This window comes from Novosphingobium clariflavum (assembly GCF_026420865.1).
Lineage (GTDB): Bacteria > Pseudomonadota > Alphaproteobacteria > Sphingomonadales > Sphingomonadaceae > Novosphingobium > Novosphingobium clariflavum.
In genome coordinates this window covers 34,058-48,341 of record NZ_JAPCWC010000002.1, presented here as the reverse complement: position 1 = coordinate 48,341, position 14,284 = coordinate 34,058, and the positions used below count along the sequence as shown (strand labels likewise).

Annotated in this window: 9 protein-coding genes and 4 tRNA genes; 4 read left to right on the top strand and 9 right to left on the bottom strand. The window is 67.0% G+C overall.

Translation table 11 applies throughout. The features are described from left to right. Positions 1 to 76: 76 nt before the first annotated feature. From OKA11_RS02470 to OKA11_RS02455, 4 genes are all read left to right on the top strand, one after another. Complete coding sequence (locus OKA11_RS02470) at positions 77 to 2,467, top strand: autotransporter assembly complex protein TamA (RefSeq protein WP_267218666.1); 2,391 nt, start codon at positions 77 to 79, stop codon at positions 2,465 to 2,467. After that, positions 2,467 to 6,765: a translocation/assembly module TamB domain-containing protein gene (locus OKA11_RS02465; protein WP_267218665.1), complete on the top strand. Its 4,299-nt coding sequence runs from the start codon at positions 2,467 to 2,469 to the stop codon at positions 6,763 to 6,765. The genes OKA11_RS02470 and OKA11_RS02465 overlap by 1 nt, the downstream gene beginning before the upstream one ends. Further along, entirely contained in the window at positions 6,765 to 6,959 is a 195-nt protein-coding gene (locus OKA11_RS02460) for a hypothetical protein (RefSeq protein WP_267218664.1), read from the top strand. The genes OKA11_RS02465 and OKA11_RS02460 overlap by 1 nt, the downstream gene beginning before the upstream one ends. Positions 6,960 to 7,437: 478 nt before the next feature. Further along, entirely contained in the window at positions 7,438 to 7,671 is a 234-nt protein-coding gene (locus OKA11_RS02455; RefSeq protein ID WP_267218663.1) for a hypothetical protein, read from the top strand. Between the two features lie 116 nt (positions 7,672 to 7,787). On the opposite strand, the gene OKA11_RS02450 is transcribed toward OKA11_RS02455, so the two are convergent. The 9 genes from OKA11_RS02450 to OKA11_RS02410 form a co-directional block, all read right to left on the bottom strand. Then, positions 7,788 to 7,863, bottom strand: a tRNA-Lys gene (locus tag OKA11_RS02450). Positions 7,864 to 7,890: 27 nt separating this feature from the next. Then, positions 7,891 to 7,966 (bottom strand) — tRNA-Lys (locus OKA11_RS02445). Positions 7,967 to 7,994: 28 nt separating this feature from the next. Next, positions 7,995 to 8,070 (bottom strand) — tRNA-Lys (locus OKA11_RS02440). A gap of 27 nt (positions 8,071 to 8,097) precedes the next feature. Further along, positions 8,098 to 8,173 (bottom strand) — tRNA-Lys (locus OKA11_RS02435). A gap of 114 nt (positions 8,174 to 8,287) precedes the next feature. Beyond that, complete coding sequence (rodA, locus tag OKA11_RS02430; protein WP_267218990.1) at positions 8,288 to 9,400, bottom strand: rod shape-determining protein RodA; 1,113 nt, start codon at positions 9,398 to 9,400, stop codon at positions 8,288 to 8,290. After that, positions 9,400 to 11,526, bottom strand: coding sequence for a penicillin-binding protein 2 (mrdA, locus tag OKA11_RS02425; protein ID WP_267218662.1), 2,127 nt, complete (start codon positions 11,524 to 11,526; stop codon positions 9,400 to 9,402). The genes rodA and mrdA overlap by 1 nt, the downstream gene beginning before the upstream one ends. Next, the gene (locus tag OKA11_RS02420; protein ID WP_267218661.1) at positions 11,523 to 12,074 is read right to left on the bottom strand and encodes a rod shape-determining protein MreD; all 552 of its coding nucleotides are present in this window, start codon (positions 12,072 to 12,074) and stop codon (positions 11,523 to 11,525) included. Before OKA11_RS02420 ends, mrdA begins: the two co-directional genes overlap by 4 nt. Next, on the bottom strand, positions 12,074 to 12,967 hold the full coding sequence (gene mreC, locus OKA11_RS02415; RefSeq protein WP_267218660.1) for a rod shape-determining protein MreC: 894 nt from the start codon (positions 12,965 to 12,967) through the stop codon (positions 12,074 to 12,076). The genes OKA11_RS02420 and mreC overlap by 1 nt, the downstream gene beginning before the upstream one ends. 119 nt (positions 12,968 to 13,086) lie before the next feature. Beyond that, complete coding sequence (locus tag OKA11_RS02410) at positions 13,087 to 14,133, bottom strand: rod shape-determining protein (RefSeq protein ID WP_142633493.1); 1,047 nt, start codon at positions 14,131 to 14,133, stop codon at positions 13,087 to 13,089. Positions 14,134 to 14,284 lie beyond the last annotated feature (151 nt).

The window sequence follows — 14,284 nt, the reverse complement described above, 5'->3', positions numbered from 1 at the left end:
CCACGGATCAAGCGGTTGATTATCGGGCCGGTCTGCGCAAGGCCGGACGCTACAGGGGGTATCCATAAGTCTGCTCATGCCAGGACCAAGCGATCACGCCGCCATCGGTTCCCGACTGGTGCGTGAAGGCGCCGGATTGGCGACGCTGGCATTCGTGCTGGCGCTCTCCGGTACGCCTGCGCGCGCGCAGCAAGCCGATCCCGCCAGCCCCGCGGCAAGCAGCAGCGATGCCGGGCGGTCTGATGCGAGAGGGGCGGATGCAGGAAAGCCCGACGAGAACGACACCCTGAAGGCCGGACAGCTTGCCGTGCCGGCGCCGCCTGCCGATGCGGTGATGCCCGATGTGAAGCCGGTCATTTCCGACGACGAATTCAACCGTTCGATCCCCAGGCTGGGCGCCGAAGACGATCCCGAACTCGGCAAGCCGCTGGAGACGATCGACGAATTCGAGAAGCGGCTGGCGGGCGATGGCAAGGCGGCGAATGCCTCGGCGTCTGCGGCGTCTGCGGCGTCTCCTGCTGCATCTGGGGCCGCATCTGGCACCGCTTCTGGGGCCGCCGTCCAGCAGGCGGCGGCGCCGACCGCCGAAACCGAGGCCATCGGCACCGCGCCGGTTCGGGACGCGGAACTGACCGCGCCCTTGCCGCCGATCGACCAGTTCGAAGTGACCCCGGTCCAGTTCGCCGAGGCCGAGGAAGAGGCCAAGGACACCGAAGTCACCTATGCGATGCGGATCGACGGGGTGGATGAGGCCGACAAGGCCGCGGACACCGATCTGCTGGCCGAGTTCAAGTCCCATTCCGCCCTGAAGAAAGGGGACGGCAAGGCCGCCAATATCGCGATGCTGCGCGCGCGTCTGGGTGAGGATGCGACGCTCATGCAGACCGTGCTCGCGTCCGAGGGCTGGTATTCGCCGGTCATCCGCACGCGGGTCGAGCGTGATCGCAGCGGCGAGGGCAAGGTTGCGCTGACCGCGGTGATGACGGTCTCGCCGGGCAAGCGCTACACGCTTTCCGACATCGTCGTGAAGGCCGACCCGACGGTGCCGCCGAACCTTATTGCCGACAATCTCGCGCTCAAGCGCGGCGAGCCGATCATCGCGCAGCGCGTGCAGGGCGCCGAGGCGCAAGTGGCGCTGGCGCTTCCCGAGAATGGCTATGCCTTTGCGCAAGTGGGGGACCGCGACATCCTGCTCGACCCGGATAGCGGCGAGGGTGTCTATACGCTGCCGGTCGATGTCGGCCCGCGCGGCCGCTTCGACGGGTTCACGACCTCGGGCGATCTGGCCTTCGATGCCAAGCACATCGGTGTGCTTGCGCGTTTCAAGAAGGGCGACCTTTACGACAGCCGCAAGGTCGACGACTTGCGCAAGGCGCTGATCGCGACCAGCCTGTTCTCGACAATTTCGGTCGAACCCCGCAAGACCGGGCAATCGGCGGGGAGCGACGGTACCGAATATGTCACCCTGCACGTCCAGCAGGATGCCGGGCCGCCGCGCACGATTGCCGGCACCATCGGTTATGCCACGGGTGAGGGCCTCAGCGCCCAGGCCAGCTGGACCCATCGCAACCTGTTCCCGCCCGAAGGCGCGCTGATCGTCAGCGCCATCGCGGGTACCAAGCAGCAAGGGCTGTCGACGACGTTCAGGCGCTCCAATTCGGGGCAGCGCGATCGCACGCTGGAACTGGTGACCGAGGCGTTCCACAACGACTACGACGCCTATAGCGCCTATACCGGGCGCATCGCCATCCGCATGGCGCGCGATTCCACGCCGCTCTGGCAGAAGAAGATCACGTATGCCGTCGGCGCCGAAACGCTGATCACCGGCGAGACCGACTACAACACGGCGACCGGTACGCGCGACCGCAAGCTCTACTACGTGGCCGGGGTGAACGGACAGCTCGGTTTCGACCAGACCGACAGCCTGCTCGACCCCACCAAGGGTTTTCGCCTGACCGCGCTGGTCCAGCCGGAAGCGACCGTGAAGGGCGGTTTCAATCCCTACATCCGCAGCCGGATCGACGGTTCCGGCTATTTCCCGGTCACCGACAGTCTTGTCCTGGCAGGGCGTGTCCGCCTCGGCACCATCAAGGGCGCCGGTCTGTTCGACATCGCTCCGTCGCGGCGGCTCTATGCCGGCGGCGGCGGCTCGGTGCGCGGCTACAGCTACCAGGCGCTGGGCGAGCAGGCCGCCGACGGCAAGGCGGTGGGCGGGCGCAGTCTCAACGAGGCATCGGTCGAGGCGCGTTACCGTTTTGGCAACTACGGTATCGTCGCCTTTGTCGATGCCGGGCAGGCCTATCGGCAGACCACGCCGCAGTTCAACGATTTGCGCTACGGCGTCGGCATCGGCGGGCGCTTCTACACGAATTTCGGACCGATGCGCCTCGATCTCGCCACGCCGATCGACCGCCGGCCGGGTGAATCGCGCCTCAATATCTACGTTTCGATCGGACAGGCCTTCTGATGAGCGGCGAAGAAGACAACCTGCCCCCGGCAGATAACGGAAACCTGCCGGAAGCGGACATGGCCGTGACCGGGGACGAGGCGAACACGCGGCCCAGGCTCACGCTTGGACGGCGCCTGCGCATCCGCGCCCTGAAAACGGTGGTCACCGTGGTGCTGGGCGCGGTGCTGCTGGCCGGGGCACTGATCTTCGGCATCGATACCGGCCCTGGCCACCGCTTCGTCGCCGAGCAGATCGCGGGGCTGCGCTTCGACAACGGCATGCGCATCAAGGTCGGGCGGATCGAGGGCTCGCTCTACGGCAGGATGACCCTGCACGACCTCTCGGTCAGCGACCCGCAGGGCGAGTTCCTGTTTTCGCCCGAGATCGATGTCGACTGGCGCCCCTTCGCCTATCTCGACAAGCACGTCGACGTGCGCAGCGCCGTGGCCGAGCGGATGGTCCTGCGCCGTTCGCCCCGGTTCAAGCCGACCCCGCCGAGCACCGAGCCGCTGCTGCCCGATCTCGACATCGACGTCGGCCGCCTGCGGATCGGCCAGTTCGTCGCCGAGGCGCCGGTGGCCGGGGTGCGCCGCATCCTCACCGTCGACGGGCGCGCGCATATCGCCGATGGCCGCGCGCAGGTCTTTGCCAAGGGCGGCACGGTCGCGATCAAGGGCGCCGTCAGGAACGGGGAGGGCGGAGACCGCTTCGATCTCGTGCTCGATGCCGTGCCGGCCAGAAACCGGCTGGCGCTCAAGGCCGACGTCGATGCTCCGGTGGGCGGCGTGATCGCCGCGCTCGGCGGGTTCAGGCAGCCGATGACGCTGCGGCTCGACGGCAAGGGCGACTGGAAGGCCTGGAACGGTACGTTCGATGCCGATCTTGGCGGCAGCGAGATGGCGCGACTGGCGCTGACGGCGCGCGAAGGCACCTTCGTCGTCAAGGGGCCGACCCGGATTGCCCGGCTCTTCACCGGACCGACCGCGGGTCTGCTGGGGCCGGTAACCAGCGTCGATCTCACGGCGGCACTGGACCAGCGCAAGGCCAGGCTGACGGGCCTGGTGTCGAGCGATGCCTTCACCTTGCGCCCCGACGGCGTGATCGATCTTTCCGCCAACAGCTTCGAGAACTTGCGCCTGCAGTTCGCGCTGCTCAGGCCCACGGTCATGGCGAAGAACCTCGGCGGATCGGGGCTTACCGCCTCGCTCGCGCTGGACGGTGCCTTCACCGCGCCCAGGGCCGCCTACAAGATCAACGCCGCGCGTCTGACGATGAACGACATGGGGCTCGAAGGGCTGAGCGCACAGGGCGCGGCGCGGGTCGATGCCGACAAGATCCTGATCCCCCTCGATGCCCGCGTGCGGCGCATCGTCGGGCTCGACACCGTGGCTGGCGGCACCCTGGCCAATGTCACCCTCAAGGGCGACCTTGCCATCGACGGGCCGCGTGTGCTGTCCGACAACATGCGCCTCAAGTCCGATCGCATCGACGCCGGGCTGATCCTGGTCGCCGATGTGAGCAAGGGCTTCTACACTGGCGCCATCGACGGCAAGATCGACAACTACCGCCTCGAGAGCGTCGGCCTGTTCGACATTCGCACGAACATGGACCTCAAGAGCGAGAACCAGGGCTTCGCGCTGGAAGGCACGGTCCACGCGCGTTCGCGCAAGCTGTTCAACGCCACCCTGCAAAGCTACCTCGGCGGCAATTTCGCGGCCTCTTCGCGGGTGCGCTACGGTTCGGACGGGATCGTGCGTTTTGCGGCGCTCAGGATGAACGCGCCGGATCTGCGGATCGTCGACGGGCAGGGCAGCTGGTCGCCCGAGGGCCGGATCGCGCTTACCGCGCGCGGCGCCTCGCAGCGTTACGGCGCGCTTGGCGTCAGGGTCACGGGCACGCTGACCAATCCTGACGCGCATCTCACCGCCGAGCATCCCGGCTTCGGGATCGGCCTCGCCAATCTCGATGCCCGCATCACCGGCGTGCGCGGCGGCTACCGCCTCGACGTCAGGAGCGACACCGACTACGGCCCGCTCAAGGCCGACGTGAACCTGCTGATGGGCCGCCAGATGGCGATCCGGATCAACAGCGGCAACTTGTCCGGCGTCGATTTTGCCGGGCAGATGACCCAGACCGCGGCCGGGCCGTTCACCGGTGAACTGACCGCCAAGGGCAACGGCATCGGCGGCGCGCTGCGGCTGGCGGCCGAGGGCAAGTTCCAGGCGGTCGACTTCAACCTGCGCGCCAAGGACGCGACGTTTGCAGGGCCTGCCAACCTGACCATCGGCTCGGCGCTGATCGACGGGCGCGCGGTGCTTTACGACAAGCCCACGGTCATCGCCGACGCCCAGCTTGCCGGCACCTCGATCGGCGCACTCGATCTGGCCGCCGCGCGCGTGCTGGTCGATTACCGCGATGGGCGCGGGCAGGCCAAGGGCCTGATCGAAGGGGTTAGCGGGGTGCCGTTCAAGCTCGGCGTCAATGCCGATCTGGCGCCCGAGTTGTGGCGCGTGGCCCTGTCCGGGCGGGTTCGCGGCCAGTCGCTGCGCACGCTCAGTCCGGCGCGGATCGTCCCCGGCAAGGACGGCTACGAACTGCTGCCGACCACGCTGTCGTTCGGCCGCGGCCAGGCGCGGGTGGCGGGCAAGTACGGCGAAGGCCTGCGTTTCGAGAGCCGGATGGAGAATTTCGACGTCGGCGTCATCAATGCCTTCGTGCCGGGCTACGGCCTTGGCGGCAGTGCCAGCGGCAGCTTCGATTTTGCCCAGGCGGGCACCGATGCCTTCCCGCAGGCCGATGCACGCCTGACCATCACCGACTTCACCCGCACCAGTTCCAGCACGATCAGCCAGCCGGTGGACATCAATTTCCTCGGCAAGCTGGTGAGCGACGGGGCCGAGGCCCATGCCGTGATCCGCAAGCGCGGCAGTGTCGTCGGGCGCATGGAGGCGACGCTGCGGCCGCTTCCGGCGGGTGGCGGCACCTGGTCGCAGCGGCTGCTGGAAGCGCCGCTGGGCGGCGGCATCCGTTACAACGGCCCGGCCGACACGCTGTTTTCGTTCGCCGGGCAGCCCGGGCAGACGCTGGTCGGCTCGGTCGGGCTGGCGGCGGACTTCTCGTGCAAGCTCACCGATCCTTGCGTGAACGGTCTGGTGAAGGGGCGTGACCTTACTTACGAATACCAGGCCTATGGCACCAAGCTGACCAACATGACGCTGGAAGGCCGCTTCAACGGCAACAACTTCGAACTGCAGTCGCTCAATGCCAATGCCGGCAGCGGCACCGTGAGCGCCAGCGGGCGGATGAGCCTGGCAGCGGCGGAAGGTTATCCCATGGATCTCGCCGTCAAGCTCGACAAGGCGCGGCTGGCGCGCAGCTCCTCGCTTTCGGCGAGCGCCACCGGCACCGTCAACCTGACCAAGCGGGCGGGCGAGAAGGCCCTCCTCTCGGGCGAGTTGCGGCTGCCGGAAACGCGCTACCAGATCGTGCGCGAAGGGGCGGTGGAAGTGCCGCACCTGACCGGCGTGCGGTTCAAGCCGCAGATCGGCCCGACCCGCGTGACCGGCGACGAGCAGGCCGAGGCCATGCTGACCGCGTTCTCGACGCTGCGGCTCGACCTGCACCTCAAGGCGCCGGAAAAGCTCTACGTCTCGGGCATGGGGCTCGATTCGGAATGGAGCGCCGACTTCACCGTGGGCGGCACCAGCGCCGCGCCGACGATGGCCGGCGACATCACGCTGATCCGCGGCAATCTCGACTTTGCCGGGCGCTCGTTCGACATCTCGTCGGGCAAGATCTCGTTCAACGGCGGCCAGACGATCGATCCTTCGGTGACGATCACCGCAACCGACACGATCGAGGATGTCGATGTGACCGTCGCCGTCAGCGGCAGGGCCTACAACCCGCAGATCACGTTCAGTTCGGACCCGAGCCTGCCTGACGACGAGATCCTCTCGAGGATCCTGTTCGGCAGCTCGATCGCCAACCTCTCGGCGATCCAGGCGGTGCAGCTGGCGACCTCGCTCAACTCGCTGCGGGCGAGCGGGGGCGGCCTCAATCCGCTGGGCAAGCTGCGTTCGGCAACCGGCATCGACCGGCTGCGCATCCTCAGTCCCGACCAGACCACCGGGCGCGGCACCGCGCTCGCCGCCGGGCAGTACCTGACCGACGACATCTACGTCGAACTGATCACCGACGCGCGCGGCTTCACCGCGACGCAGCTGGAAGTCAGCGTGACCAAGTGGCTGTCGGTGCTCAGCCAGGCGGGTGGTTCGGGGGTCAACTCGCTCAACGTGAAGATCAAGAAGGACTACTGATGCGGCGCGCTTCCATTTGCGTGGTCCTGCTGGTGCTCGTGGCGGCCTGCCACCGCGAGCCCAGCTTCGACGAGCGCTACAAGGCCGCGCAGGACAGCATCGGCGCCAAGGTCAAGGAGATCGACGCCCAGGCCTCAGGCAGCGCGCCCCCGCCGGCGGAAGACGCGGCAGCAGAGGGGGAGGGCGGCCGCTAGTGGATTGATTTTGACATTTGAGCCCGGCCTTTCCGATCGGGTCGCAAACGTCGGAACCGAACCATTGGCGAGATCGCGCCACTGCGGGGCGTATCCTGCTTAAACCCGGCCCCACCCAGGCCGAGCTTGTCGAAGCCCGCGCGCGGCGCGTGACCATTCGCTGAAGGGGCTTCAACAAGCCCGGCCTGAGCGGGGCTCGGAAGCTCGTGCCCCGGCGCTGCACAGATATTTTTAGCGGATTCCCTGCGTCGTTCACCAAGCTGCGTGCCTTCCGGCGAGACGCGGTGCCTGGCAGGGCCCGGCTTCGCCACATGGCTGACACGGCCATAACGAACATCGTTAAGTTCGGTTAAACGCGTTCCTTCAGGACGCTGCGTAGTACGGTTCTAACCATGGAGGCCCCAGACCTTGGGGGCCGCCGCCCGGCCCTGCACGCAGAGCAGGCCTGCGGCGGCGTTACCAAGGAAAGGGATAGTCTATGAACAGGACTGCACTCACGGTAGCCGCGCTCGGGATCGCGCTGGCAATTTCCGGTCCGGCACTCGCCGGCACCAAGGCGAGCGACCTTGCGGCAAGTGTCGCCAAGGCTGGCGCTGCGGGCAAGAAGGGTCTTCCCCCGGGCTTCTACACCTCGCAGGCCCACGCGAACGGACATTCGGCCGGCGCGCCGGGTCATGACTACGACCACCACACCAAGTCGCGCGGCTGCTGAGCTGACCTGACCTGAAAATGGGGAGAGGAGCCTGGGAGGCACCCGTCACGAGGTGCGATTCGCGCTCTGTCGCGAGGCAGGCTTCGATCGGAAGGAGAATGCGCTGAAAGGCGCGGTGGTGGACGCACTTGGGCTCGAACCAAGGACCCGCTGATTAAGAGTCAGCTGCTCTACCAACTGAGCTATGCGTCCACGCGCGTTGCCGCGTAAGTGATGAAATGGTGGACGCACTTGGGCTCGAACCAAGGACCCGCTGATTAAGAGTCAGCTGCTCTACCAACTGAGCTATGCGTCCACACGCGTTGCCGCGTAAGTGACGGAAATGGTGGACGCACTTGGGCTCGAACCAAGGACCCGCTGATTAAGAGTCAGCTGCTCTACCAACTGAGCTATGCGTCCACACACGTTTCCGTGCAAGGACAGGACTGGTGGACGCACTTGGGCTCGAACCAAGGACCCGCTGATTAAGAGTCAGCTGCTCTACCAACTGAGCTATGCGTCCACACTTTACCCTGTCCGGGCTGCCGTTTCAGAGCCTTGCGGGCTCCTCCTCGGCGGCGGAGAGGCCCCTATAACGGCAAAAATCCGGATGGGAAGGGGGGAGTTTGATTTTTTTTCAGGAAAGGCTGTTGGGGCGCGTATTCCAGCGGTTGATTGCCATCAGCGTGCCGATGCAGATCATGTTGGTCATCATCGAAGTGCCGCCGTGGCTCATGAAAGGCAGCGGAATGCCGACCACCGGGGCAAGCCCCATGACCATCATCAGGTTGATCGCGACGTAGAAGAAGATCGTCGCCGCCATGCCGGCTGCCAGCAGGCTGGAGAAGCGGTCCGGGGCATTGCGGGCGACCCGCAGGCCCCAGCTCAGCACCAGGGCAAAGACGAACAGCACGAAATAGCCGCCGACCATGCCCCATTCCTCCGACATCGTTGCAAACACGAAGTCGGTATGCGGTTCGGGCAGGTATTGCAGGTGGCTCTGCGAGCCGTTGCCGAAGCCCTTGCCGAAGATGCCGCCCGAACCGATCGCGATCTTGGACTGGGTGATGTGGTAGCCGGTGCCGAGCGGGTCGCTCTCGGGATCGAGGAAGGTCAGCACGCGGTTGCGCTGGTAGTCGTGCAGCACCGTGAAGAAGGCGATCGGGGCGCCGATCAGTGCGGTCACGCCGGCGCTGACGAACCACCACATCGGCAGACCGGCGAGGAACATCGTCACGCCGCCGCCAAAGCAGATGGCCAGCGCGGTGCCGAGGTCGGGCTGGATCGCCACGAAGGCGACCGGCAGCAGGATCAGCAGGCCGGCGGGGACGAGGCCGCGCCAGCTGGCGGTCATCGCGTGGGGCAGTGTCTCGTAGAACCGCGCCAGCACCAGCACGATGGCCGGTTTCATCAGTTCCGAGGGCTGCAGGGTCATGAAGCCGAGGTTGAGCCAGCGCTGGCTGCCGCCGCCGACCGCGCCGATCGCCTCGACCAGCACCAGCAGGATCACGATCGCGCCGTAGATCGGGTAGGCGGCCATGCGGAACATGTCGCGGTTGAACCGGGAAATGACGATGGCCATGCCGAGGAACACGAAGAAGCGCAGCACGTGGCTCAGGGCATAGGGCTGGAGACTGCCGCCTGCCGCCGAATAGAGCACCGCAGCGCCCAGCGTGACCAGCCCCATCAGCGGCACCAGCATGCCCCAGGGTTGGCGGGCGATGGTGTCGGGGACGATGGAGCGGCTGATCATTGCGGATTTCCGGGAGTTTGCGCAGGCGTCGCAGTCGGAGTGGGAGATGGCGGGGACGCAGGCGCCGGTGCGCCTGCTGCTGGCGCCGCCGGATTTGCGGCAGCGGGTTCGGGCGCGGGCGACTGGGCATCGCGCACGATCGGCTGCGGCGCCTCGGTCGGCGGATTGGCCTGGTCCGCCGCCTCGCTTTCCTGCTCCGGCGACACGGCCGGGGCGCCGACACCGTATTCGGCGGCATACTTGCGGTAACGCGCGTCGAGCCGCTGCTTGGGCGTGCCGCCCCAGCCTTGTTCCAGCTCGGTCAGGATATCCATGCCCTTCTGCTTGTCGAAGATGTAGGTCAGGATATCACGCGCGACCGGATAGGCGGCGGGAGAGCCGCCGCCGTGCTCGATCACCACGGAGCAGGCGTAGCGGGGGTTTTCCACCGGCGCGAAGCAGATGAAGTGGCCGTGGTCGCGGTGCTTCCACTGGCCGCCCTTGCCGTTGCCGATGTTGAGGCCGACGACCTGGGCAGTGCCGGTCTTGCCCGCCAGCTTGATGTCCGGGAAGGGCAGGCGCGCGTGCGGCGCCGAGCCCGGGCCGTTGGCGACGTCGGACATGGCCTGGTGGATATAGGCGAGGTGCTCCTCGGCAATGCCGAGCGACTTGGGCGCCTCGTAGTCGCTGCCGTGGATCAGGCGCGGCATGATGATCTTGCCGCTGGCAATCCGCGAGGCCTGGATGGCCTGCTGCAGCGGGTTCACCAGGAAGTAGCCCTGGCCGATGGTGGCGTTGACCGTGTCGAAGGTCTGCCATTCCTTGCCGTATTTCTTCAGCTTCCACGCCGGGTTGGGCACGGTGCCGTAGGACTGGCCGGAGACCGGCAGCGGGAAATCGTGGCCGAGGCCGAGGCGCCCCGCCATCGCCGCGATCGGGTCCATGCCGATACGCTGGGCGAAGTGGTAGAAATAGACGTCGCAGCTCTGGTAGATGCCCTTGGCCATGTTGACCTGGCCGTGGCCGCGGTGGTTCCAGCAGTGGAACACGCGGTTGCCGACGCGCAGGCCGCCGCCGCAGAACACCGATTCGTTCGGGTCGAGGCCGGCTTCCATGAACGAGAGCGCCACCATCGGCTTGACCGTGGAGCCCGGCGGATAGAGCCCGCGCAGCACCTTGTTGCGCAGCGGCACATGGTCGTCGTCCGACAGCATCTTCCATTCGAGGCGGCCGATGCCGTCGGAAAAGCTGTTGGGATCGAAGCTGGGCATCGAGCACATCGCGAGGATGTCGCCGGTCTGGCAGTCCATGACCACCGCCGCGCCCGATTCGATGCCGATGCGGCGCGCGGCATAGTCCTGGATGCCGGCGTCGATGGTCAGCTTAATGGTCTTGCCGGGGACGTCTTCGCGGGTGTCGAGATCGCGCACGATCCGGCCCGAGGCGGTCACTTCGACGCGGCGGGCGCCGGGTTTGCCGCGCAGGTCCTTCTCGTAGAACTTCTCGAGCGCGTCCTTGCCGACCTTGTAGCCCGGCGTGATGAGCACGGGATCGTGGTCCTTCTCGTACTCTTCGGCCGAGGCCGGACCGACGTAGCCGATCAGGTGCCCGACCGAGGGGCCGAGCGGATAGAACCGCGAGAAGCCGCGCTGGGTGACGACACCGGGAAGGTCGGGCAGGCGCACGCTGACCGAGGCGAATCGCTCGAAATCGAGGCCGCTGGCGACTTCGACCGGTGCGAAGCCGCGCGCCTTCTCGATCTTGTCCTCGAGGTCCTGCACGGCGATCGGCGTCATGTTGAGGAGCTGGCGCAAGGTGCCCAGCGTCTGCGCCTTGTCGCCCATGCGCTCGGGGATCACGTCGACCCGGAAGTCGGCGCGGTTCGAGGCCAGCGGGGTGCCGTTGCGGTCGAGCAGCCAGCCGCGGCGCGGCGGGATCAGCGAGAGGTTGACGCGGTTGCTCTCCGCCTCCAGCTCGTACTTCGCGTTCTGGCCGATGGCGAGCCAGGCCATGCGGCTTGCCAGCAGCACGCCGATGCCGCCCTGGACGCCGCCGACGATCAGGCTGCGGCGGTCGAAGCTGTTGCGCAGCGTGCCCGCGCTGACGTGGCGCGGCTCGATCAGGCGCCGGAAGTTGATCTTCATCGGCCGACCAGCAGCGGCTTCAGGCGGAAGCGATCGGCAAGGGCCACGAAACGGCCGACAAGCGGATAGGAAAGCACGGAAATCACGATCTGCGGTACGATCACACGAAGAGGGGCGTCGGCTCCGCCGAAATTGGCGAAGACGAGGCAGAGCAGGATGTAGGTAACGATCAGCCCGTTCGCCACCAGCCATTCGATGAGGAAGTGGCGCCAGGGAATGCGGGTCTCGACGATGTCGATCACGATCGAGGAGAGCGACCAGAGCAGCACCGCGCAGCCGAACGGCTGGCCGGAGAACAGGTCGTCGAACAGCCCGAGCGGCAGGCCGGCCCAGATCGGCATCAGGCCGGGGCGCAGCTGGTGCCAGGCAAGGAAGACCAGGTAGCCGAGCGGCGGCATCACCGGGGCCGAGGCGATCATCAGCCACGACGGCGCCAGCGATCCCAGCATGATCGTCAGCCAGGGGACCGAGTGGGCCAGAAGCGGCGAGGGGGCCCGGTTGATGCTGCGCCGGGGCTGGCTGTGGCCGTGGCCGGAGCGGAGCGCCATCAGGGCTTGCCCGGCTTCTTGGCGGCGGTGGTGGCGGCCGGAGGCGGCGGCGGCGGGGCCCAGGCGCGTTCGACCATGACGTAGTCGGTGTCCGAAGGGTTGCTCAGCACGCGGGCGATGGCGCCATCGCGCAGCAGTTCGGTGACGATCGCCATCGGCGTGCCCGGACGGTAGAGGCCGCCCGATCCCGAAGTGACCAGCACGTCGCCCTTTTTCAGGGGATTGAGGCCGAGGTTGATCAGGCGAATGCGCAAGGTGCCATCCGAGGCGCCCTGGGCGAAGGCGGGCACGCCGTCGCTGGCGCGGCGCACCGGCACGAGGCTCTCGCTGTCGGTGATCAGCAGCACGCGCGAACTGGAGGCTCCCACTTCGAGCACGCGGCCAACGAGCCCCATGGGCGAGCGGACCGGCATGCCGGTGACGACCCCCTTGTCGCGGCCGGCGCCCAGCGTCGCATAGCGGCGCGTGCTGGCCCCGGTCGAGGCGGTGAGGCGCGAGAAGGCGACCGGCTTCGCGTCATCGTCGCCAATGCCGAGCAGGCCCTTGAGGCGCTGGTTCTCCGCCTTGGTGGCTTCGGCCTCGACGAGGCGAACCTTGGCTTCGGCCAGTTCGCGGCGGATGCGCGCGTCTTCGCTGCCGGTATGGAAGAAACCGGTGACGTTGGCGACGACATCGTGCCCGAACGTGCGTCCGCTCGCCGCCGCCTGGCTGGCAGGCTCGGTCGCGTCGGCGGCAAGGCCGCGCAACGGGGAGAAGAAATCGGGGTTGACCAGCGAGACCACCACGAGCCCCAGACCCACGACGGCGCCCAACACGCCCGCGGAGTAGCTCAGGAAGGTGGTGTATTGCGCTCTGCGCGAATAGCTGGAGCGCCTGTTTGCGGGCGGCGCCATGCGCCATGCACTCCTGAAACAAGGGCGGACGGTCCGCCGGGATTACTCAGCCGGCAAAGGGGTGCCGGAATAGAAAACGGGCGGCGCGTGCCTCATGGCCGCGCCGCCCGCGCGAACGCTTATGCGGACATCAGGACGCCGCGATAGACCGGGTCTTCCATAGCGCGGCCGGTGCCGAGCGCGACGCAGGACAGCGGATCTTCGGCGACGCTGACCGGCAGGCCGGTCTCTTCGCGCAGATAGTCGTCCAGGCCCTGGATCAGTGCGCCGCCGCCGGTGAGCACGATGCCCTGGTCGACGATGTCGGCGGCGAGTTCCGGAGCGGTGTTCTCGAGCGCGATGCGCACGCCCTCGATGATCGCGCCGATCGGTTCCGCCAGCGCCTCGGCGACGTTCGCCTGGCTGATGGTGATTTCCTTCGGCACGCCGTTGACGAGGTCGCGGCCCTTGATGTGGATGGTTTCGCCGATGCCGTCAGCCGGGATAGTGGCGATGCCGTAGTCCTTCTTGATGCGTTCCGCCGTGGCGTCGCCGATCAGGAGGTTGTGGTGGCGGCGGACGTAGGAAACGATCGCTTCGTCCATCTTGTCGCCGCCGACGCGCACCGACGTGGTGTAGGCAAGGCCGCGCAGCGAGAGCACGGCGACTTCGGTGGTGCCGCCGCCGATGTCGACCACCATCGAGCCGACCGGTTCGGTGACCGGCATGTCGGCGCCGATCGCGGCGGCCATCGGTTCGAGGATCAGGTAGACCTGGCTGGCGCCGGCGTTCGAGGCGGCGTCACGGATCGCGCGGCGTTCGACCGAGGTCGAGCCCGAGGGCACGCAGATCACGATTTCCGGATAGCGGAACAGGTTCTTCTTGCCGTGCACCTTGCGGATGAAGTGCTTGATCATCTCTTCCGCGATTTCGATGTCGGCGATCACGCCGTCACGCAGCGGGCGGATGGCTTCGATGTTGTCGGGCGTCTTGCCCATCATCATCTTGGCGTCGTCGCCCACGGCCTTGACCTTCTTGACGCCGTTCAGCGTCTCGATGGCGACCACCGACGGTTCGTTCAGCACGATCCCACGATCCTGGACATAGACGAGCGTATTGGCGGTACCCAGGTCGATAGCCATGTTCTGGGAGCCGAGCTTGAAGAATCGCGAGAAGGGCGAGGCCATCAGTAATCCGTTGTCTTTCAGGCCGATTGCCGCCCTGTCGGGGGACGGCGTGGCCGGCTTGTTTGAAGGAGAGACAGCCCCTTAGCCCATCGATTTGCGAAACGCCAAAATTTTGTGTCATTTTCCGGGGGGAATCCACGGGGGCCCGTCT